The organism is Xanthobacter pseudotagetidis (genome assembly GCF_043194795.2).
Classification (GTDB): domain Bacteria; phylum Pseudomonadota; class Alphaproteobacteria; order Rhizobiales; family Xanthobacteraceae; genus Xanthobacter; species Xanthobacter tagetidis_A.
Window position 1 is genome coordinate 616535 of sequence record NZ_CM195534.1, and the last position, 21665, is coordinate 638199.

18 protein-coding genes are annotated in these 21665 nt (G+C 72.1%); 12 read left to right on the plus strand and 6 right to left on the minus strand.

Translation table 11 applies throughout. The features are described 5' to 3' along the window. Positions 1-142: 142 nt before the first annotated feature. On the plus strand, positions 143-1012 hold the full coding sequence (locus V5F67_RS02790) for a hypothetical protein (RefSeq protein ID WP_394021356.1): 870 nt from the start codon (positions 143-145) through the stop codon (positions 1010-1012). Here V5F67_RS02790 and V5F67_RS02795 read toward each other — a convergent pair. After that, on the minus strand, positions 990-1898 hold the full coding sequence (locus V5F67_RS02795; RefSeq protein WP_394021355.1) for a DMT family transporter: 909 nt from the start codon (positions 1896-1898) through the stop codon (positions 990-992). The genes V5F67_RS02790 and V5F67_RS02795 overlap by 23 nt on opposite strands. Positions 1899-1992: 94 nt before the next feature. On the opposite strand from V5F67_RS02795, the gene V5F67_RS02800 reads away from it, so the two are divergent. After that, a complete protein-coding gene (locus tag V5F67_RS02800; protein ID WP_394021354.1) occupies positions 1993-2856 on the plus strand; it encodes a LysR substrate-binding domain-containing protein in 864 nt (287 codons plus the stop codon). Between the two features lie 4 nt (positions 2857-2860). Here V5F67_RS02800 and V5F67_RS02805 read toward each other — a convergent pair whose 3' ends face one another. The 3 genes from V5F67_RS02805 to V5F67_RS02815 form a co-directional block, all read right to left on the minus strand. Further along, positions 2861-3814 (minus strand): glucokinase, encoded by a 954-nt coding sequence (locus tag V5F67_RS02805; RefSeq protein ID WP_394021353.1) that lies wholly within the window; start codon positions 3812-3814, stop codon positions 2861-2863. Positions 3815-3891: 77 nt separating this feature from the next. Beyond that, the gene (locus V5F67_RS02810; protein WP_394021352.1) at positions 3892-4782 is read right to left on the minus strand and encodes a cation diffusion facilitator family transporter; all 891 of its coding nucleotides are present in this window, start codon (positions 4780-4782) and stop codon (positions 3892-3894) included. Between the two features lie 127 nt (positions 4783-4909). Further along, the gene (locus tag V5F67_RS02815) at positions 4910-5620 is read right to left on the minus strand and encodes a sulfate transporter family protein (RefSeq protein WP_394021351.1); all 711 of its coding nucleotides are present in this window, start codon (positions 5618-5620) and stop codon (positions 4910-4912) included. A 200-nt stretch (positions 5621-5820) separates the two neighbouring features. On the opposite strand from V5F67_RS02815, the gene V5F67_RS02820 reads away from it, so the two are divergent. The 3 genes from V5F67_RS02820 (at position 5821) to V5F67_RS02830 (ending at position 10918) form a co-directional block, all read left to right on the plus strand. Then, positions 5821-6447, plus strand: coding sequence for a TetR/AcrR family transcriptional regulator (locus tag V5F67_RS02820; protein WP_394021350.1), 627 nt, complete (start codon positions 5821-5823; stop codon positions 6445-6447). Positions 6448-6572: 125 nt separating this feature from the next. Next, entirely contained in the window at positions 6573-7760 is a 1188-nt protein-coding gene (locus V5F67_RS02825) for an efflux RND transporter periplasmic adaptor subunit (RefSeq protein ID WP_394021349.1), read from the plus strand. Beyond that, complete coding sequence (locus V5F67_RS02830) at positions 7760-10918, plus strand: efflux RND transporter permease subunit (protein WP_394021348.1); 3159 nt, start codon at positions 7760-7762, stop codon at positions 10916-10918. Before V5F67_RS02825 ends, V5F67_RS02830 begins: the two co-directional genes overlap by 1 nt. A 12-nt stretch (positions 10919-10930) precedes the next feature. On the opposite strand, the gene V5F67_RS02835 is transcribed toward V5F67_RS02830, so the two are convergent. Both V5F67_RS02835 and tam read right to left on the minus strand, forming a co-directional pair. Further along, on the minus strand, positions 10931-11206 hold the full coding sequence (locus V5F67_RS02835; protein WP_394021347.1) for a hypothetical protein: 276 nt from the start codon (positions 11204-11206) through the stop codon (positions 10931-10933). Between the two features lie 72 nt (positions 11207-11278). Beyond that, entirely contained in the window at positions 11279-12073 is a 795-nt protein-coding gene (gene tam, locus V5F67_RS02840) for a trans-aconitate 2-methyltransferase (RefSeq protein WP_394021346.1), read from the minus strand. Positions 12074-12807: 734 nt separating this feature from the next. Between tam and V5F67_RS02845 the strand changes: the two genes are divergently transcribed. The 7 genes from V5F67_RS02845 to V5F67_RS02875 all read left to right on the plus strand — a co-directional run bounded on the left by V5F67_RS02845 (position 12808) and on the right by V5F67_RS02875 (position 21665). Beyond that, a complete protein-coding gene (locus V5F67_RS02845) occupies positions 12808-13653 on the plus strand; it encodes a helix-turn-helix domain-containing protein (protein WP_394021345.1) in 846 nt (281 codons plus the stop codon). 119 nt (positions 13654-13772) lie between these two features. After that, positions 13773-16727 carry a xanthine dehydrogenase family protein molybdopterin-binding subunit gene (locus tag V5F67_RS02850; protein ID WP_394021344.1) on the plus strand — a complete coding sequence of 985 codons (2955 nt, stop codon included), beginning with the start codon at positions 13773-13775 and terminating at the stop codon, positions 16725-16727. After that, entirely contained in the window at positions 16724-17548 is an 825-nt protein-coding gene (locus tag V5F67_RS02855; RefSeq protein ID WP_394021343.1) for an FAD binding domain-containing protein, read from the plus strand. The genes V5F67_RS02850 and V5F67_RS02855 overlap by 4 nt, the downstream gene beginning before the upstream one ends. Further along, positions 17536-18045 (plus strand): (2Fe-2S)-binding protein, encoded by a 510-nt coding sequence (locus V5F67_RS02860; RefSeq protein WP_394021342.1) that lies wholly within the window; start codon positions 17536-17538, stop codon positions 18043-18045. The genes V5F67_RS02855 and V5F67_RS02860 overlap by 13 nt, the downstream gene beginning before the upstream one ends. Further along, positions 18038-19570 (plus strand): AMP-binding protein, encoded by a 1533-nt coding sequence (locus tag V5F67_RS02865; protein WP_394021341.1) that lies wholly within the window; start codon positions 18038-18040, stop codon positions 19568-19570. Before V5F67_RS02860 ends, V5F67_RS02865 begins: the two co-directional genes overlap by 8 nt. Positions 19571-19599: 29 nt before the next feature. Continuing rightward, complete coding sequence (locus V5F67_RS02870; protein WP_394021340.1) at positions 19600-20403, plus strand: enoyl-CoA hydratase/isomerase family protein; 804 nt, start codon at positions 19600-19602, stop codon at positions 20401-20403. Between the two features lie 83 nt (positions 20404-20486). Then, a complete protein-coding gene (locus V5F67_RS02875; protein WP_509210582.1) occupies positions 20487-21665 on the plus strand; it encodes an ABC transporter substrate-binding protein in 1179 nt (392 codons plus the stop codon).

Sequence of the window (21665 nt, forward strand, 5' to 3'; positions counted from 1 at the left end):
GGCAATCCGCCGCTAATATGGTGGGTTCGAAATGGGGCGGCAAGACGAGGTGGATGAAATTTACGCAAGGTGAGATCGCGCGCGAGGCGTGCATTCCGCCGTCCCTGCGGCTTATAGTGACGGCCGGTCGGGGGCGCGGGCCATGGGGGGGCGTGGCGACGGATCGGGACGGGAGGCGTGGCCGCGTGCCAGGGGCGCGCGGCAGGTCGCGGCTGTTCTCGTGCTCGGCATGCTGGTGGCGATCGGGTCCCTATCGGCGTCCAAGCCGGCCCAGGCCGGCGCCTGGACGCTTCCGGCGGGCGAGGGGCAGGTCATCGTCCAGACCACGGCGGCGACCTCCAGCCAGGAGTTCGGCCCCGCCTCGGACCTGCTCTCCAGCCGGCCCTACGAGAAGGCGGAGGTGGACCTCGTCTTCGAATACGGGGCCGCCGACTGGCTGACCCTGATCGCCGCGCCGCAGTTTCTCGCCGTGCATCTCGGCGCGCCGGGGTCCGCGTCCTATGCGGGGCCGGGCTATACCAGCCTCGGCGCCCGGGTGCGCCTCTATGAGAGCGGGAGCTTCGTCGTCTCCGCGCAGGCGGTGGCGCGCATCTCCGGCACCGGCAGCTCCCAGAGCGCGGCGGCGGTGGGCTACGAGGACGGCGAGCTCGACCTGCGCCTGCTCGCCGGCTGGTCCTTCATGCTGCTCGGCAAGTCGGCCTATTTCGATCTCCAGGCCGCCCAGCGCCAGCGCTCCGGGCCGCCGCCGGACGAGTTCCACCTGGATGCCACCCTCGGCATCCGCGTGGCCGAGCGCTGGCAGGTGCTGGTGCAGTCCTTCAACGTGGTCTCGGAGGGGGCGGGCGAAGGCCCCTATTTCGGCGCCTCCTACGAATACTACAAGCTCCAGCTCGGCGCGGCCTATGACTGGTCGAAGACCCTGACGCTCCAGCTCTCGGTCGTGGGCACCTACTTCGCCCGCAACGCGCCGCAGGAGAATGGCCTCGTCCTCAGTGCCCAGTACCGCTTCTGACCGCGCCGCCGGTGGTCACGAGGCGGATGCCGAGGGCGATCGGGATGATGCCGAGGAGGTCGAGCGGCGGCACGCTCTCGCCCAGCAGCAGCCAGCCGAACATCAGGCCGAGCGGCGGCATCAGGAAATGCAGCGCGCTCGCCTTGGTGGCGCTGGCCCGCGACAGGATGAAGAACCACAGGCTGAACGCCGCCACCGAGGCGCCGAGCGTGAGGTAGAGGAAGGCGGCGACGAGCGGCAGCGAGGGCTGGATCGCGCCCACGTCCTCGGTCAGCAGCGCCACCGGCAGCAGGGTAAGCCCGCCCGCCAGCGACTGGATGCCGCTGCCCATCCATAGGGGGGCGCCGGTGCGCACCAGCTTGAACAGCAGCGTCGCCGCCGCCAGCGTCACCAGCGCGGCGAGCACGAACAGGGTTCCGGTCAGATCCTCCGTCCCGCTGCCGATGCGCGAGCGCACCACCAGCGCCACCCCCGCCATGCCGAGGCCAAGGCCCACGAGCTTCAGCGGCGTCAGGCGCTCGCCCAGGAGCGGGTCGGCGGCGAGCGCGGTGACGAGCGGGTTGGCGCTGATGACGACGGCGGTGAAGCCGGAGGAGACCGTGGTCATCCCCACATAGCTGAGGCCGAGATAGCAGGCGTTGTTCAGCACCCCCATGAGCGCCAGCGCCGCCACCTCCCGCGCCGGGATGCGCCTCAGCTGCCCGAGCAGCGCGCAGGCGCCGAGGATCAGCGTGCCGGCCAGCAGGAAGCGGCCGGCGAGCAGCAGCAGCGGCGGGCAATAAGCAAGCGCCACCTTCGCCGCCGCGAAGGCCGAGCTCCACAGCAGGCAGAAGGCGAGGATGAGGACCGGCGTGTGGTCCCGGCTGCGGAGGGCGGCGGCGTGCATAGCAAGTCTCCCGGCCGGCAAAGAGCACGGCTGGTTTGCATTTGGAAATTCAATGTGCCCATCATCGGCATTCGTAAATCGAATGTGTGTGCCGATGCTGGACCCGGACCTTCTGAAGGCCTTCGTGAGCGTGCTGGAGGCGGGCGGCTTCACCCGCGCCGGCGAGCGCGTCCACCGCACCCAGTCCACGGTGAGCCAGCAGATCCGGCGCCTGGAGGAGCAGCTCGGCCGGCGCCTGCTGGTGCGCGACGGCCGCGGCGTGAGCCCGACGCCGGACGGGGAGATCCTGCTGGGCTATGCCCGGCGCATCCTCGCCCTGAATGCCGAGGCCGAGGCGGCCCTCACGGGGGCAGCGCCGGCGCCCGCCATGCGGCTCGGCATTCCCGACGACATTCCCGTGGCCGCGCTCACCACGGTGGTGTCGGCTTTCGCCGCCGCCCGTCCCCAGGTGCGCCTTGCGGTGCAATGCGGCCTCAGCACCGACCTGCTCTCGGCCCTGGCCAGGGGCGAGCTCGACATCGCCCTTGCCAAGCGCGAGCCGGGGACCGGGCCGGCGCGCCGGGTCTGGCCTGAGCGCCTCGCCTGGGTGGCAGGCGCCGGCCGCGCGCCGGCGGACGGCGTGGTGCCGCTGGTCGCCTTCCGCCAGGGCTGCCTCTATCGCGGCCGCGCGGTGCATGCGCTGGAGCGCGCCGGCCGGCCGTGGCGGATCGCCTATGAAAGCTCGGACCTTCTGGGCATCCAGGCGGCGCTGAAGGGCGGGCTCGGCGTCGCCGTGCTGCCGCGGCGGGCGATCACCGCCGACCATTGCGTCCTCGGCGCGCGGGAGGGCTGGCCCGACATCGCGCCCACCGAGCTCGCCTTGTGCGCCACCGGCGATCCCTGCGCGGCGGGGCGGGACCTTCTCGATCTCCTGGCCGCCTTCTGCGACGCCGAGGAGGCGCGCCCGCTGGCGGCCTGAGCGTTCAGCGCCCGGCCTCGTGCTTCGCCAGCAGGGCCCGGCCCACCTGGCCCGCCCCCAGCAATCCGGGGGTGGCGTGCATCACCACGTGGACCGGCATCAGAGTGAGCCGGTCGGTATAGGGCGGGTGGTCGTCGAACGCGGCGCGGAACGGGCTGTCGGCGAACATGTGCGCCATGGCGCGGCCGATGCCGCCGGCCACGAACACGCCGCCGCGCGCGTCGAAGGCGAGCGCGAGGTCGCCCAGCACCCGCCCCAGCAGGCGCAGGAACACGTCGCAGGTCTCGCGCTCGCTGCGCTGGCCGTGAAGCGCGGCCTTGATGATGCCCTGCGAGGCGAGGCTCTCGCCGGTGAGGATGCGGTGCAGCCGCGCCAGCCCCTGGCCGGAGAGCACGTGCTCCACCGCCACCGGCCCGAGGTCGCGCACCAGATGGGCGATCACCCGCGCCTCGTCGGTGGTCACCGCGCCGAGGCGCATGTGGCCGGCCTCGCTCGCGAGCACGATGTTGCCCTCGGGACGCGGCAGCAGCACCGCGGTGCCGAGACCGGTGCCGGGGCCGCAGACCAGAACCGGCTCGCCCGGCGCGGCGCGCCCGGCGCCCACCTCGATCAGGTCCTCGCGCTTCAGCAGCGGCACCGCATGCGCGAGCGCCACGAAGTCGTTGACCACCGCCAGCTCGGCGAGGCCGAGATCGCGCGCGAAGCCGGCGCGGCTGAAGCGCCAGTCCCGGTTGGTGAGGCGCACCTCCTCCCCGTCCACCGGCGCCGCGACGGCGAAGGCGCCGAGCGTCGGCCGCACGCCGCCGAGCCCGGCGAGATAGGCGCCCACCAGCTCATCCAGGCTGGCATAGGAATCGTTGGTCTCGATGCGCACGTCGAACGGCACGCCGTCGGCGCCGGCGCGGGCGAGGCGCGTCGTGGTTCCGCCGATGTCCGCGAGGAGAAGCATGGAGGCCATGGTCAATCCGGTGGAAGCGGGAGGCGGACTTTAATCGGGTGGCGCGCCGAAGCAAACGTCCCGGCGCCCGGCGGCGCTCACAGCACCACCACGCCTCTATGCTTGGCCTCGCCTTCCGGTTCCACGTGGATGGTGATTTCGGTGTCGTCCATGTCGCTTTCGAGCGCGCGCTCGATGCGGTCGCAGATGTCGTGGGCCGCGGCCACGCTCATGCTGCCCGGCACCACCAGGTGGAACTCCACGAAGGTGATGCGCCCGGCATGGCGGGTGCGCAGGTCATGCGCCTCGATGGCGCCCTCCGCGTGGGTGGAGACCAGCTCGCGGATGCGCGCCACCACGTCCGGCGGCGGCGCGGCGTCCATGAGGCCGCCCACGGATTCGCGCATCAGCCCCCAGCCGGTCCACAGCACGTTGAGCGCCACCAGCGCCGCCAGCAGCGGGTCGAGCTGCGGCCAGCCGGTGATCGGCACCAGCACGAAGCCCGCCAGCACGCCGACCGAGGTGACGACGTCGGTGAGGATGTGCTTGCCGTCGGCGACCAGCGCCGGCGAGCGGTTGGCGCGGCCGACCCGCAGCAGCACCACGCACCAGACCGCGTTGAGGGCGGTCGCGGCGCCGTTCAGCAGCATGCCCTTGAGCGGCTGCTCGGGCAGGCGCGGGTCGAGGAAGCCGTGATACGCCTCGCGCAGGATGGTGAAGGCGGCGAGCACCACGAGGACGCCCTCGATCACGGCGGAGATGTATTCCGCCTTGTGGTGGCCGTAGGGGTGGTTGGCGTCGGCCGGCCGGGCGGAGACGTGCAGCGCCACGAGCGCGGTCGCCGAGGCGGCGACGTTGATGATGCTCTCCAGCGCGTCGGACAGCAGCGCCACCGAGCCGGTGACGAGATAAGCGAGGGTCTTGAGGCCGAGCACGATGATGCCGACGCCGACGCTCGCCACCGCCACCCAGAGCGTGGTGCGCTTCATCTTCGCCTCCCGGCGCTCATGATGGAGGAAGGGCCGTCCTCGGGCGCGGCTCGGCCGCGCCGCGGCACGCTTCGGCGCTGTAGCCCGCTTTCGGCCGCAGTGCAACACGACCGCGCGCCGGCGCGCCTCAGCGGATCGCCGCAGCCTCCGCCTCGATGCGCCGCGTCCCGGCGTCGGGCAGCGGCGCCAGCCGGCGGTGCAGGTGCACCATGTAGGCCATGCCGAACACCGGGGTGATGAGGTTGAGGATCGGCACCAGCAGGATGGGCGAGATGACGAGACCGGCGATGAAGATGGTGGTGGCGTTGGCCCGCCGGAGCGCCCGCGCCTCCTCCGGCGTGCGGTAGCGCATGGCCGCCATCTCGAAATACTCGCGCGAGAGCAGGTAGGCGTTGGCGACGTAGAACACGATCACGTTCACGCCCGGCACCAGCAGCAGGAGCACGGCGGCGAGGTTCACCGCCAGCACCACGCCGAAGAAGCGGATGGAATAGGCCACCGACCGCAGCACCGGCTGCGGCGTGCCGCGCGGCTGGTCCGGATAGCTCGCCGCTTCCACCCGCTCGGCCACGTCGTCGGCGAAGAAGCCCGCCACCAGCGAGGAGGCCGCGGGCACCAGGTAGAACACGCCGAACACCAGGCCCAGGCCCGCCACCACGGCGAGCGTGGTCTCGATCCAGGGATAGGTCGGGATGTCGACGAAATGGGTCAGCGCCGCCTCGAGGCCGACGCCGAGCGCCGCCAGCACCAGGATGGCAAGGGCGACGGACTTGAGCAGCAGCCCCCGCAGCAAAGGCGAGAAGGTCTGGCTCAGGGCTTCGAAGGCGGCGGCGAGCATGGCGCGTCCCAGTTGCGGTCGGCCGACAGGTAAGCGCTCGCGCCCGGTCTCTCAAGAGCGCGCGGCCCCGGCGCGCGCCCGGCGTGGCGTCCGGCGTCGGGGCGGCGCGGGATCGCCGGCGCGAATGAACGTTCATTCTTGCGCGCCTGCGCGCCCTGCGATATGAGAGTGAACGTTCATTCGCATGCCGGAGGCTTGCCATGTCGCTCATGGCCACACGGGCGGAAGCGCCGGCCGCGTCCAAGCGCAGCCCGCAGCAGCAGCGCATCCTCGCCGCCGCCATGGCCTGCTTCGCCCGCGACGGCTTCCATGGCGCCTCCATGCAGAAGATCTGCGCCGAGGCGGGCATGAGCCCGGGCGCGCTCTATCGCCATTTCCCCTCCAAGGAGGCGATCATCGCCGCCATCGTCGAGGACGAGCGGGCCGAGCGGCTCCACGTCTTCGACGAGGTGCGCAAGGCGCCCACCATCCTCGGCGGGCTGCTGGACTGCCTGCGCCTGCTGCTGGAGGAGCAGACGCTGCCCACCGCCACGCTCGGCCCCGAGATCATGGCCGAGGCGATCCGCAACGGGACGCTGCGGGCGGCGGTGGAACCCTGCGAGGAGGAGACCCGCGGTCATCTGAAGGCGGCGCTGGAGGAGGCGGTCGCGCGCGGCGAGATCGACCCGCACCTGCCGCTCGACGACGTGCTGATCCTGCTCCAGATCATGGGCGACGGCATCATCCTCAACCATCAGCTCCATCCCGAATGGAGCATCACGGAGCGCCTGCCGGCCCTGCACCGGCTGGTGGTGCGCATGCTCGCGCCGGCGGAAAAGGCCGGCTGACCATGCCCGTCCCGCCGAACACCTCCCCGCGTCGCCGCGGCTGCGGCGCTCCCGTGCGCGGCCACGCGATTGCCGCCGTTCGCCACCATCTTGCGCCGCCCGCATCTCAGAAGGTCCGTCCCGTCATGGCCCGCGCCTCCGCATCCGCCGTCCTCGTCCTGGCCGCGGCCGGCCTCCTCGCCGCGCCGTCCGCTGCGCGCGCCGAGGCCTCCACCGCCCCGGCGCCGTCCGCCCTGAGTGTAACCGTGGTGCGGCCGGTGGAGGATAAGATCACCGAGACGCTGCTCGTCACCGGGTCGCTGCTGCCGCGCGAGGAGATCGAGGTGGGGCCCGAGATCGAGGGCTACCGCCTGGTGGAGATCCTGGTGGAGGTGGGCGACACCGTCGAGAAGGGCCAGGTGCTCGCTCGCCTGTCGCGCGAGGTGCTGGAGACGCAGCTCGCCCAGAACACCGCCAGCGCCGCCAAGGCCCGCGCCGCCATCGCCCAGCAGCGCGCCGCGCTCGACCAGACGCTGGCGCAGGAGACCGAGGCCGCCGCCGCGGTGGAGCGCGCCCGCCAGCTGCGCAAGAGCGGCACCGTCTCCCAGGAGACCCTCGACGAGCGCGAGCGCGCCGTGAAGGTGGCGAGCGCCCAGGTGGCCGCCGCCCGCGAGGCGCTCACCGCCGCCGAGGCGGAGGAGGTGTTCGTCAAGGCCCAGCGCGACGAGATCGAGGTGCGGCTCAAGCGCACCGACGTGCGCGCCCCGGCGGCCGGCGTCGTCCTCGCCCGCACCGCGCGCCTCGGCGCCATCGCTTTGTCGGCGCGCGCCGAGCCGCTGTTCCGCATCGCCCAGGACGGCGCCATCGACCTCGATGCCGAGGTGCCGGAGGACGCCATGCCGCGCATGCGGGCGGGCCTCAGGGCCGAGGTCACGCCGGCCGGCTTCGAGGCGCCGCTGGCCGGCACCGTACGGCTGGTGTCGGCCGAGGTGGACAAGTCCACCCGCCTCGGCAAGGTGAAGATCGCCCTGCCCGCCGACCCGCGCCTGAAGCCCGGCGCCTATGGGCGCGGCGTGATCGGGCTCGGCGGCAGGAGCGGCCTGTCGCTGCCCCAGTCGGCGGTCATGTTCGACGCCGCGGGCGCCTACGTGCTGCGGGTGGAGGACGGCACCGTCTCGCGCCGGCCGGTGACGGTGGCGCTCAAGAGCGGCGGCCGGGTCCTGGTCACCGGCGGGCTTTCGGCCGGCGAGCAGGTGGTGGCGCGGGCGGGCGGGTTCCTGCGCGACGGCGACCGGGTGAACCCGGTCGAGGTCGCCGCGAGCGAGGTGCGCTGATGGCCCTCAACGTCTCCGCCTGGTCGATCCGCAAGCCGGTCCCGGCGCTGGTCCTGTTCGTCATCCTCACGGCGCTCGGCATCGTGCATTTCCGCGCGCTGCCGGTGACGCAGATGCCCAACATCGACGTGCCCATCGTCATGGTCACGGTCACCCAGGCGGGCGCCGCGCCGAGCGAGCTCGAGACCCAGGTGACCAAGAAGGTGGAGAACGCCATCGCCGGCGTCGCCGGGGTGAAGCACATCACCTCCTCCATCTCCGAGGGCACCAGCGTGACCACGGTGGAGTTCCACCTGGAGACGCTGGTGGACCGGGCGGTGAACGACACCCGCGACGCCGTCACCAAGATCCGCACCGAGCTGCCGCGCACCATCGACGAGCCGCTGATCCAGCGCGTGGACATCGAGGGCCTGCCCATCGTCACCTTCGCCGTGTCCTCGCCCGACATGACGCCCGAGGAGCTGTCCTGGTTCGTCGACGACACCATCGCCCGCGCGCTCCAGGGCATCCGCGGCGTCGCCCAGGTGAAGCGCGAGGGCGGCGTCGACCGGGAGATCAGGGTGGCGCTCGATCCCGACCGGCTGATGGCGCTCGGCGTCACCGCCGCCGAGGTCTCGCGCCAGCTGCGCGCCACCAATGTCGATGTCTCGGGCGGCCGCGGCGAGGTGGGCACCCAGGAGCAGTCGATCCGCACGCTGGCGGGCGCCGCCAGCGTCGAGGAGCTGGCCGACACCCGCATCGCGCTCTCCAACGGGCGCTCGGTGCGCCTGAAGGAACTCGGCACGGTGAGCGACGGCGCGGCCGAGCCGCGCGTGTTCGCCCGCCTCGACGGCAAGAGCGTGGTGGCGTTCGGCGTCTACCGCGCCAAGGGCTTCTCCGACGTCACCGTCTACGACCGGGTGCAGAAGGAACTCGGGAACCTGCGCGCGGCCCATCCGGACATCACCGTCACCGAGATCGACACCACGGTGCGCTACACCAAGTCCGACTACCAGTCGGCCATGAACACGCTGATCGAGGGCGCGATCCTGGCGGTGATCGTGGTGTTCCTGTTCCTGCGCGATTTCCGGGCGACGCTCATCACCGCGCTCGCCATCCCGCTGTCGATCCTGCCGACCTTCTGGCTCATGGACATGCTGGGCTTCTCGCTCAACGCGGTGAGCCTGCTCGCGGTCACGCTCGTCACCGGCATCCTGGTGGACGACGCCATCGTCGAGATCGAGAACATCGTCCGGCACATGCGGACCGGCAAGTCGCCCTACCGCGCCGCCGTCGAGGCGGCGGACGAGATCGGACTCGCGGTGGTGGCCACCACGCTCACCATCGTCGCGGTGTTCGCGCCGGTGTCTTTCATGGGCGGCATCGCCGGCCAGTACTTCAAGCAGTTCGGCATCACGGTGGCGATCGCGGTGCTGTTCTCGCTGGCGGTGGCGCGGCTCATCACGCCGCTGCTCGCCGCCTATTTCCTGCGCGACACCGGGCACGTCCAGAAGGACGGCCTCGCCATGCGCGGCTACATGCGCCTGCTCGGCTGGTCGGTGCGGCACCGCCTCGCGACCATCGTCATGGGGCTCGGCATCTTCGTCGGCACCATCTTCCTGTCGACGCTGCTGCCGTCCGGCTTCCTGCCCAACAACGACATCTCCCGCTCCATGCTCTCCATCGAGCTGCCGCCGGGCACCACGCTCGCCGAGACGCAGCGGGTGGCCGACCGCATCACCAAGATGATGCTGGAGCGGCCCGAGGTGCGCAGCGTCTACGCCACCGCCGGCTCCGGCGGCCAGGGCGGCCTCGCCATGGTGGCCGGGGAGGTGCGCAAGGCGCAGATCGTCGTCAACCTGAAGCCGCGCGGCGAGCGCGCCATCGACCAGAAGACCTTCGAGAGCGATCTCCACGGGCCGCTCGCCGCCATCCCCGACGTGCGCTTCACCTGGAGCCGCGACGGCCAGAACGCCCAGCGCGGCTTCCAGGTGATCCTGTCCGGAAACGACGGCGCGGCGGTGGAGAAGGCGGCCCTCGCGCTCGAGAAGGAGATCCGCGACGGCGTGCCCGAGCTCGCCAACGTGGTGTCCTCCGCCGCCCTCGACCGGCCCGAGATCCGCATCGTGCCGAAGCTCGACGAGGCCGCCGACCTCGGCGTCTCGGTGGACACCATCGCCGAGACGGTGCGCATCGCCACCATCGGCGACATCTCCGCCAACCTCGCCAAGTTCTCCGCCAAGGACCGGCAGATCGACATCCGGGTGCAGCTCGATGAGCGCGCCCGCACCCGCCTCGCCACCTTCGACGCCCTGAAGGTGCCGACCGCCTCCGGCGCCTCGGTGCCGCTCTCGGCGGTGGCCACCATCCAGTTCGGCAAGGGGCCGACCGCGCTCGACCGCTACGACCGCGCCCGGCGCATCGCCGTGGAGGCCGACCTCGTGGGCGCGACGCCGCTCGGGGCGGCGCTGGAGAAGGTGAAGGCGCTGCCCGCCGCCTTGAGCCTGCCCGCCGGCGTCACCCTGAAGGAGGCGGGCGATGCCGAGATCATGGAGGAGGTGTTCTCCGGCTTCGCCATGGCCATGGCCGCCGGCCTGATGATGGTGCTCGCGGTGCTGGTGCTGCTGTTCCACGACGTGCTGCAGCCGATCACCATCCTGATCTCGCTGCCGCTCTCGGTGGGCGGCGCGTTCATCGCCCTGCTGATCACGGGCAACTCGATCTCGCTGCCGGTGGTGATCGGCTTCCTGATGCTGATGGGCATCGTCACCAAGAACGCGATCCTGCTCGTCGACTTCGCCATCGAGGCGATGGGCCACGGCATGGACCGCACCACGGCGCTGATGGAGGCGGGCCACAAGCGGGCGCAGCCGATCGTCATGACCACCATCGCCATGGTGGCGGGCATGGTGCCGTCGGCGCTGGCCTTCGGCGAGGGCGGCGCGTTCCGCGCCCCCATGGCCATCGCCGTGATCGGCGGCCTCATCACCTCCACCGTGCTGTCGCTGGTGTTCGTGCCGGCGGTGTTCTCGGTGATGGACGATGTCAGCCGCGTCCTCGGCCGCCTGTTCGGGCGCTTCGTCGGCGCCCGCGACGAGAAGGACGGCGGCGGATCGGGCGGCCAAGGCGACGCGCCGCACCAGCCGTCCCACCCCGGCCTGCCGCGCGCGGCGGAGTGAGCCGCCGCCGGCTCAGGCGCCTTCGGTGATGTCCCGGACGAGGCGCGCCCGCGCCGCCTCCAGCACCGCGCGGTAGTCCTCGGCGAACGGCTCGCTCAGCACCTGCTCGAAGGCGGCCACCAGGGTCCACAGGGCGGCCGGCTCGGCCGGATGGTCGAACAGCGCGCCCTGCGCCTCGGTGTCGGGCTCGTCGACGAGGCGGGCGATGAAGTCGAACGCCACCAGGGCAGCGTCGCGGGGCAGGGCCAGCGTCACCGCGTCGGCGGCGGGCGCTTCGGGCTCGGTCATCGGATCACCTCGGCTGCATCCTTGATCGCTCCTCTATAGCCGCCGCCGCGCCGCGGCGCGACCGGCGCCGCCTCAGGCGCGCGCCAGCGCGACGATGAACAGCCGCGTGAACGGCAGCAGCACCTTGCCGTCCGCCCGCCGGTGGTAGGACGCGGCGAGCCGCGCCTCGTACTCCTCCAGGAACTGGGCGCGCTCGTCGCCCTCCAGCGGATCGATGAACGGCCGCAGCCCGGCGCCCTTCATCCAGTCGACGATGGCGCCCACCCCGTCGAGCGGATGGTTGTAGACGGTGTGCCAGATGTCGACGTGCGCCGCATGGGGCACCAGCAGGTCGTAATAGGCGTCCGGCGCCGGCAGGGGCGTGCGGGCGCTCGCGGCGTGCCGCAGCTTGTCGGCCCACGGCCCGACCAGCGCCGTCTCCCGCATGGCGACGTGCGCCGGGCCGTCGAGATTGTCCGGCATCTGCACCGCCAGCGCGCCGCCCGGCGCCAGCAGCGACAAGAGGCGCGGCAGCACCGTCGCGTGGTCCGGCACCCATTGCAGCACCGCATTGGCGTAGATGAGGGCGGCCGGGCGGTCGAGCGTGAAGGTCGCGGCATCCGCCAGCGCGAACCGCGCGCCGGGCAGGCGGGCCTGGGCGGCGGCGATCATGTCCGGCGAGGTGTCGAGGCCGAGGATCTCGGCACCGGCGAAGCGCGCGGCGAGGAGCTCGGTGGAGTTGCCGGGCCCGCAGCCGAGGTCCACCACCAGCGGCGGCGCCGCGCCATCCGGCGCCGCGATGTCGGGAACCTGGGCGAGCAGGTCGCGCGCGGGACGGGTGCGGGCATCCTCGAACTTCAGGTACTGGCGGGCATTCCAGTCGGCCATGGTCGCTCTCCGGGCGGGAAGCGCCACTCTACAGAAGGTTGCCGGTCCCGCGCAGCCGGAACATCGCCCTGTCCACCGCGCCCAGCGCCGGCGGCCCCGCGCGCGCCGCGGCGGGGGGAGGGATGCGGGAGCGGGCGGCGCGCCGGCAGGCGCGCCGGGAACAAGGGTGACGTCGAAGCCGTGCTCCGTCCGCTCCCGCGCGGTGATTTATGGCTTGCTGCGCGCGGATGCGTGGGTCTTGCGATCCACCCAGCACGGCCGGGAGGAACGACTCCCCGGCCCGGAACGCGCGCCTTGGGCCTCCCCTGACGCGGGTCGGGATGCGTTAGGTCCCGCCCGCCGGACAACCGCCCCCCGCACCACCCGTCAGGCCACTCCGGACGCGCCCCTCCCAGGTGCGGGGTGGCCTTAGTGTGGGGCCGTCCGGCGCGGCGGGGAGAAGTTTTCGCGCAAATGGCGCCGGCGCTGGATTTGCGCGCGCTCCCATCCCCGCTTGGGGACGGGGACGGGAGCGAGAGATGGCTTCCGCACGGTCATGGGCCGGTTTGAAATTGGGAGCCGACCAATGTCCCTCCCCCGCAAGCCGGAGAGGGTTCCCGGCGGCTCCCGTTCCGGCGCCAGGATTTCAGACGCTGCCCGCCACCCCACGCCCGCTTGACTTGTCAAGCGCGCCGGCCGCCACCTAACATGCCCGGCCTTTGCGGGGGTGAGGGCGAGAGAGGCGGCTTTTCAGGATGTCCGACGCGTTGCGCATAGCCCATGGGGCGTTCGGCCGGGTGGCCCTGCTCGACATGGATCGCTCGCTGGTGCGCCATGCCCATCCCCATTGCCACGTCCTCATCAAGGTGGGCGGCGACGACACGCAGTTCCTGGTGGGCGAGCGGGTGGCGCCGCTCACGGACGAGTGCGCGGTGCTGGTGAACGCCTGGGAGCCGCACGCCTACGTGCACGACCCGCGGCGCGAGAACGCGCTGATCCTGGCGCTCTACATCGAGCCCGACTGGCTGGTCTCGTTCCGCCCCAACTGGGGCGCGAGCGGCTCGGCCGGCTTCTTCGACCAGTCGGCCGGCGCCATCACCTCGCGCATCCGCGGCACCGCGCTCGACCTTGCGAGCGAGATGGTGCTGGAGCCCGCCTCCGGCAGCCGGCAGGAGCGCCTGCTCTCCGACCTCATGATCGCGGTGATCGAGCGCTTCACGCCCTGGCGCACGGTGGGCTCGTCGCTGCGCGAGATGGCGCGCTCCAGCGCCGTCGACTGGCGGGTGCGCAAGACCATCTCGCTGATGCGGCAGGACCCGACCGCGCCGCTCTCCATCGAGCGCCTGTGCCGCGAGGCCGGCATGTCGCGCTCGCACTTCTTCCGCGTGTTCGAGGATTCCACCGGCGTCACCCCCCACGTCTTCCTCAACGTGCTGAAGGTGGAGATGGCGGTGGGGGCGGTGATCGATTCCGAGGAATCCTTCACCACCATCGGCGACCGCCTCGGCTTCAGCGCGGCGAGCCATTTCACGCGCTTCTTCCGGGATCACTGCTCGGTGTCGCCGCGCGAGTTCAGGACCGTCGCGCGCCTCGGACGGTGATCGCCGCGATTTATGGGACTTTTTGGTCAGAGATGGGACCGCCGGCTCTAGTCCCTCGGCGCCGCTCCTGATTGTTTGCCCCCCAAGGTGCCGATCGAGCGCTGCGGGAGGGTTTGAGATTGCGCGCTGAGAGCGTCGCCTGGACGGGCCAATCATTGCCGAGGGTCGAGGACGCTGCGCTCCTGTCGGGGCGCGGGCGCTTCATCGACGACCTCGGGGTGCGGCCCGGCACCCTGGAAGCGGCGATCCTGCGCTCCCCCCACGCCCATGCCGACATCGTCGCCATCGACACCGCCGCCGCCTTGGCGCTGCCCGGCGTCGTGGCGGTCGTCACCGGGCGCGACCTCGCGGCCCTGACCCTGCCCATGGTGGCGGGGCTCAAGGTGAACGTCGAGAACTGGCCCATGGCGGTGGAGCGGGTGCGCTATGTGGGCGAGCCCGTGGCGATCGTGGTGGCGCAGACGCGCTATCTCGCCGAAGACGCGCTGGACGCGGTGGCGGTGGAATATGCGCCGAAGCCGGCGCTGCTCGATCCCATGACGAGCATCGCGCCGGGCGCGGTGCTGCTGCACGACGCTTCCGGCGGCAACCTGGTCAGCGACCGCCGCTTCTCCTACGGCGACCCCGAGGGCGCCTTCGCGCTAGCGGACAAGGTGTTCGAGATCGCCGTGCGCTATCCGCGCAACACCGGCGCGCCCATGGAGACGTTCGGCGTCGTCGCCGAGTATGACCCGCACGAGGGCGCCTACGACATCCTCGCCAACTTCCAGGGGCCGTTCTCCATCCACACGGTGCTGGCGCGTACCTTGAAGGTGCCGGGCAACCGGCTGCGCATGCGCATGCCGCCCGATTCCGGCGGCAGCTTCGGCGTCAAGCAGGGCGTCGCGCCCTATGCGGCGCTGATCGCGGTGGCGGCGCGCATCGCCGGGCGGCCGGTGAAGTGGATCGAGGACCGGCTGGAGCATCTGGTCGGCGCGGTGGCGGCGACCAACCGCGTCACCACGCTGAAGGCCGCCGTGACCGCCGCGGGCCGCATCACCGCGCTCGACTTCGACCAGGTGGAGGATTGCGGCGCCTATCCGCGCGCGCCCGAGCCGGCGACGCTCTATCGCATGCACGGCAACATGACGGGCGCCTACGACATCGCCAACGTCGCCATCCGCAACCGCGTGGCGCTCACCAACAAGGCGCCCACGGGCCTTGTGCGCGGCTTCGGCGGGCCGCAGGTCTATTTCGCCCTGGAGCGGCTGGTGCAGCGCATCGCCGAGGGGCTCGGCCTCGATCCGCTCGACGTGATCCGGCGCAACCTCATTCCCGGCGGCGCCTTCCCCTACCGCACCGCCACCGGCGCGCTCTACGATTCCGGCGATTTCCCCGGCGCCGTCGAGATGGCGGCGGCCGACGGCCGGCTCGCGGACCTGCTCGCCCGGCGCGAGACGGCGCGGGGCGAGGGCCGGCGCTACGGCATCGGCTTCGCGGCCGTGGTGGAGCCCTCGGTCTCCAACATGGGCTACATCACCGCCGTCCTGACCTCGCAGGAGCGCGCCAAGGCCGGGCCGAAGAACGGCGCCCAGGCGTCCGCCACGGTCGCCATCGATCCCACCGGCACGGTGAGCGTCACCTCCTCCTCCACCCCGCAGGGGCAGGGGCACCGCACCGTGCTGGCGCAGGTGGTGGCCGACGTGTTCGGCCTCGCCCCCGCCGACGTGCGGGTGATCTGCGAGCTCGACACCGGCAAGGACGCCTGGTCCATCGCCTCGGGCAATTATTCCAGCCGCTTCGCCGCCGCCGTGGCCGGCGCCGCGCACATGGCGGCGAGCCGCCTCAAGGACCGGCTGGCGCAGGTGGCCGCCGCCCAGTTCCAGGCGCAGCCGGAGGACATCTCCTTCGCGGGCGGCAGGATCGTCGCCAAGGGCGGCGCCTCGGCGCCGTTCGCGCGCATCTCGGCGCTGAGCCACTGGTCGCCCGGCGTGCTGCCCGAGGGCGTCGACCAGACCATCCGCGAGACCGCGTTCTGGACCCCGCCGGAGCTGACCGCCCCCGACGCCGCCGACCACGTGAACTCCTCGCTCTGCCACGGCTTCATCTTCGACATGTGCGGGGTCGAGGTGGACGCGGTCTCCGGCGCGGTGCGGATCGACCGCTACGTCACCATGCACGATTGCGGGCGGGTGCTGCACCCCGGCATGGTGGAGGGGCAGATCCGCGGCGCCTTCGCCCAGGCGCTGGGGGCGACCTTCTTCGAGGAGCTGGCCTACGCCGAGGACGGCGCGTTCCTCACCGGCACCTTCGCGGACTATCTCCTGCCCACCGCCACCGAGGTGCCGGAGATCGAGGTCTTGCACATGGAATCCCCCTCGCCCTTCACGCCGCTGGGCGCCAAGGGGGTGGGCGAGGGCAATTGCATGTCGACCCCGGTGTGCGTCGCCAATGCGGTGGCGGACGCGCTCGGCGTTGCGGACATCGCGCTGCCGCTGACGCCCGCGCGGGTCGCCGCCTTGGTCGAGGGGCCCGAGCCGGCGCCGCCGGCAGGCGCCGCCCGCGCCGGGGCGAAGCCCGCCGGCCGGCCCGGCGACCGCACCCTGCGCGGGGAAGGCGCGGCCTTCGTGCCGGCGCCGCGCGATCAAGTGTGGGCGACGCTGCTCGACGCCGACGCGCTCGCCTCCATCATCCCCGGCTGCCACGGGGTGAGGAAGCTCTCGCCGACCCATTTCACCGCCGACGTCACGCTCGGCATCGGCCCGGTGAAGGGGCGCTACAAGGCCGACGTGAAGCTCTCCGATCTCGACGCGCCCAACGCCGCCACCCTCTCCGGCAACGTCTCCGGCGCGCTCGGCACCGGCGGCGGCTCAGGCCGCGTCACGCTCACGCAGGCGAAGGGCGGCACGCGGGTCGCCTACGTCTACGAGGCCGCCGTCGGCGGCAAGGTGGCGGCCATCGGCGGGCGCCTGCTGGACGGCGCGGCCAAGGCCATCATCGGCCAGTTCTTCGCCGCGCTGGCGCGCCGCGCCGCGCCGCGCCGGGCGGGCCTCCTCGCCCGGCTGCTCGGGATGCTGACCGGGGGGCGCGGATGAAGCCCGCCGCCTTCGACTTCGTGCGCGCCGAGAGCCTGGAGGAGGCGCTGGAGACGCTCGCCGCCCACGGCGGCGACGCCCGCGTGATCGCCGGCGGCCAGTCGCTGCTGCCCATGCTCAACATGCGCCTCGCCAAGCCCGCCGTGCTGGTGGACATCATGGGCCTTCCCGCCCTGCGCGCCATCCGCCGCGAGGGCGACGCCATCGTCGTCCCGGCCGGGGTGCGGCAGGCGGAGCTGCTCGCCTCGGCGGAGCTCGCCGCCCAGCCGCTGCTGGCGGCGGCGCTGCCCTTCCTCGGCCACTACCAGACCCGCAGCCGCGGCACCGTGTGCGGCTCCACCGCCCATGCCGACCCGAGCGCGGAGATCCCTTTGTGCCTGGTGGCGCTCGGCGGCGAGGTGCGCCTCAGGACCCGCCGCAAGGCGCGGCGCGTGAAGGCGGCGGACTTCTTCACCGGCATGATGACCACCGCCAAGGCCGACGACGAGATGATCGAGGCGGTGTCGTTCCCGGTGGCGCCGCCGGGCAGCGCCTACGCCTTCAGGGAATATTCCCGCCGCCACGGCGACTTCGCCATCGTCGGCTGCGCCGCGCGCGTCTGCGCCGACGCCATCGACCTTGCGGTTTGCGGCGTCGCCGACAAGCCCGAGCGGCGCTCGTATCCGCGCCTGTCGGGCGCCGCGCTCGACGATGCGCTCAACGCCTTCGCCTGGGAGCTCGACGCCCGCGACGACCTCCATGCCAGCGCGCGCCTGCGGCGCGACCTGGTGCGCGCCATGGGCCGCGCCGTGATCGAGGAGGCCGAGCGATGCCTCGCCTGAGCGCGAAGGCCCTCCACGAGGTGCGCTTCACCCTCAACGGCCAGCCGGCGCGCCTGTCGGCCGAGCCGCGCCTGCTCGCCACCGACGCCCTGCGCCACCGCGCCGGCATCACGGGGACGCACGTGGGCTGCGAGCACGGCGTGTGCGGCGCCTGCACCATCCTCATCGACGGCGTGCCCGCCCGCGCCTGCCTCACCCTCGCCGTGCAGCTCGAAGGCCGCGACGTGCGCACGGTGGAGGGCCTCGCGCCGGCGCCCGACCGCCTCTCCGTGCTCCAGGAGGCGTTCCGCCGCCACCACGCCTTGCACTGCGGCTTCTGCACCGCCGGCATCCTGATGTCGGTGGACGCCTTCCTGAAGACCACGCCGGACCCGGACGCGCACGAGGTGCGCGAGATCGTGGGCGGCCACCTGTGCCGGTGCACCGGCTATTCCGCCATCGTCGCCGCGGTCCTCGACGCGGCGGCCACCCTGAGAGGGGACTTGAGCAATGTTTGACCTCGGCACGAGCTTCCTGGCGAGCGTCGAGCGCGACCCCGGCGCGCTGGCGGTGGTGGACGGCGACGTGCGCCTCACCTATGCCCAGTGGCTCGAGAAGATCGCCGCCGTCGCCGACGGGCTCGGCGCGCTCGGCCTCAGGCACGGCGACCACCTCGTCACCGTGCTGCAGAACCGCTGGGAGGCGGCGACGCTGCACTGGGCCTGCCAGTTCGCCGGCATCGTCATGACCCCCGTCAACTGGCGCGCCACGCCGGACGAGCTCGACTTCGTGCTGGAGAATGCCGGCGCCAGGGCGCTCGCGTTCGAGCCGGTGGCGCAGGCCTCGGTCTCGGCCTCGGCCCTGGCGCAGCGTCTGCCGCGCATCGGCGTCGGCGCGCCGGCGGACGCCGCCTTCGAGGCGCTCGCCGCCGGCGCCGCCGTCCCCGCGCCGCGCGCCGGCGCCGACGACTGGTCGCTGATGCTCTACACCTCCGGCACCACCGCCAAGCCGAAGGGCGTGCCGCGCCGCCAGCGCGCCGAGCGCATGGGCGCGGTGGCGCACGTGGCGCAGAACCTCTACGCCCGGGGCGAGGTGACGCTCGGCGTCATGCCGCTCTACCACACCATGGGCGTGCGCTCGCTGATCGCCATGTCGCTGATCGGCGGCACCTTCGTCTGCCTGCCGCGCTTCGACGTGGCGCGGGCGCTGGAGCTGATCGAGAAGGAGCGGATCACCAACCTCTATCTGGTGCCGACCCTCTATCACGACCTCGTCCACCACGCGCGCTTCGCCGCCACCGACACGGCGAGCGTGCGCAAGCTCGGCTTCGCCGGCGCGCCCATGACCGACGGGCTGCTGAAGACCCTGACCGAGGCGTTCCACCCCGAGCTGTTCGTGAACCATTACGGCTCGTCGGAGATCTACACCTTCACCATCAACCAGAAGGCGGCGGAGAAGCCCGGCTCGGCCGGCAAGGCCGGGCTCAACCAGATGATCCGGGTGGCGAAGCTCGGCGCCGCCTCGCCCACGGAGCGCGCCGCGCCCGGCGAGGAGGGCGAGATCATCGCGCTGGCCGCCTCGGACGAGGCGTTCGAAGGCTACTGGCGGCGCCCGGATTCCAACGCCAAGTCCCTGCGGGACGGCTGGTACTTCACCGGCGACACCGGCTATTTCGACGCCGACGGCGACCTCTACGTCACCGGCCGCGTGGACGACATGATCATCACCGGCGGCGAGAACGTCTCCCCGGTGGAGATCGAGAGCTGCCTGTCCATGCACCCGGCGGTCGCCGAGGTGGCGGTGGTGGGCCTGCCGGAGCCGCGCTGGGGCAAGATCGTGGTCGCCTTCGTGCAGCGGCGCGGGGCGGTCACGCCGGAGGAGCTGGACGCCCACTGCCGCGCCTCCGGCCTCGCCAACTTCAAGCGCCCGCGGCGCTACGAGTTCGTCGCCGCGATCCCGAAATCCCCGGTCGGCAAACTGCTGCGCCGCCAGCTGGTCGCCGGCGAGTACGAGCCCGAGCAGGGCGGCGAGAGCGCCGCCTGAACCCCCATCGAGAAACAGGACCCGCAAGAATGAACGCCTACGTTTCCGCTCCGCCGCTGCCGACCGACCTCGACGGCTACCGCATCGACATCGACGCCGCCCGCGAGCGCGCCGACATCGTGCTCGCCCGGCCGCCCATGAACACCATCTCCATGCGCCAGCGCGAGCAGCTGCGCCAGACCTTCGAGGCGCTCGACGAGGACGACCGCGTGCGCGTCATCGTGCTGCGCGCCGAGGGCGAGCACTTCTCCTCCGGCGGCTTCATCAAGGGCTTCCTGGAGGCCTCGCCGGAGCACGTCTCCAAGCTCGCCTGGAACATCGCCGCCCCGGCGCGCTGCGCGAAGCCCGTGATCGTCGCGAACCGCGGCTACACCTTCGGCGTCGGCTTCGAGATCTCGCTCGCCTGCGACTTCCGCATCGTCTCCGAGACCTGCCAGTACGCGCTGCCGGAGCAGAAGCTCGGCCAGATCCCCGGCTCGGGCGGCTCGGCGCGGCTGCAGAAGATCGTCGGCATCACCCGCACCAAGGACATCGTCATGCGCTCGAAGCGCATCGCCGGCCGCCAGGCGCTGGACTGGGGCATCGCCACCGAGTGCGTGCCGGACGCCGAGCTCGAGGCCGCCACCGACCGGCTGGTGGACGAGCTGCGCTCCTTCTCGCCCATGGCCCAGCGCACGGCGAAGAAGCTGCTCAACGACACCGAGGATTCCACCCTCTCCATCGCCATCGAGCTGGAGGGCCACTGCTACAGCCGCCTGCGCCAGTCGGACGACTTCAAGGAGGGCGTGCTCGCCTTCCACGAGAAGCGCGCGCCGAACTTCAAGGGCAGCTGAGCGGCGAACGGAACGGGCGCCGGGCGGGTCGGCCCGGCGTCGGGGAGCGAAGACACCAAACCGCCAACGGAAGGGGAAACGTCATGCAGATCAGAGGTTACAAGGTCGTTCTTGCGGCGGCATTGGCCGCGACGGCGCTTTCGGGAGCGGCTTTTGCCGCCGACCCGATCAAGGTCGGCGTTGTGACGCCGAGCACCGGCACGTTCGCGCCGATCGGCCAGCAGGTGCGCTGGGCGCTGGAGCTGGCGGCGAAGGAGATCAACGCGGCGGGCGGCATCATGGGCCGCCCGGTGACGCTGATCGTCGAGGACGAGGAGACCACCCCGGCCACCGCCGTGCAGAAGGCGGAGAAGCTGTTCCAGGTGGACAACGTGGACTTCCTCACCGGCACGGTGAACTCGGGCGCCACGCTGGCGGTGGGCCAGCTGGCCGAGCGCAACAAGAAGCTCGCCACCACCTCGGTGTCGTTCGCCGACTCGATCACCGGCGACAAGTGCTCGCCGAACGTGTTCCGGGTGAACGCGCGCGCCGGCCAGCAGTCGGCGGCGCTCGCGGCGTGGCTGCTGAAGCAGAAGCCGAAGGCGAAGATCTACTATCTCGGCCCGGACTACGAGATGGGCCGCTCGACGGTGGCGGCGTTCAAGGCCAACGCGGAGAAGCTGGGCGCGCAGTCGGTGGGCGAGGTGTTCGCGCCGAACGATTCCAAGGACTACACGCAGTTCTTCGGCCAGATCCGCGCCGCCCGCCCGGAGGTGATGTACATCTCGGTGGCCGGCAACGACACCGCGCGCCTGCTGACGCAGATGCAGGACTTCGGGCTGCTGGGCTCGCTGCAGGTGGTGGGCGCCTCGGGCACCATCACCTCGGCGAACATGGGCGCGCTCGGGGCGGCGGCGAACGGGTTCGCGACCGGGGCGGGCTACTCGCCGCAGATCGACACGCCGGAGAACAAGAAGTTCGTGGCGGCGTTCCGCGACGCCTACAAGGCGGACCCGGACCTCTACGGCGCCGACAGCTACGGCACGCTCTACGCCTACAAGGCGGCGGTGGAGAAGGCCGGCTCGACCGACACCGACAAGGTGCGCGCGGCGCTGGAGGGGCTGACCTGGAACACGCCGCAGGGCCCGAAGACGATCCGCGCCGGCGACCACCAGGCGATGCAGCCCATGTATGTGGTGCGCATCAACAACGGCAAGTTCGACATCATCGACAAGGTCTCGGCCGAGGACGCCATCGGCCCCGACAACTGCACACGCTTCTGA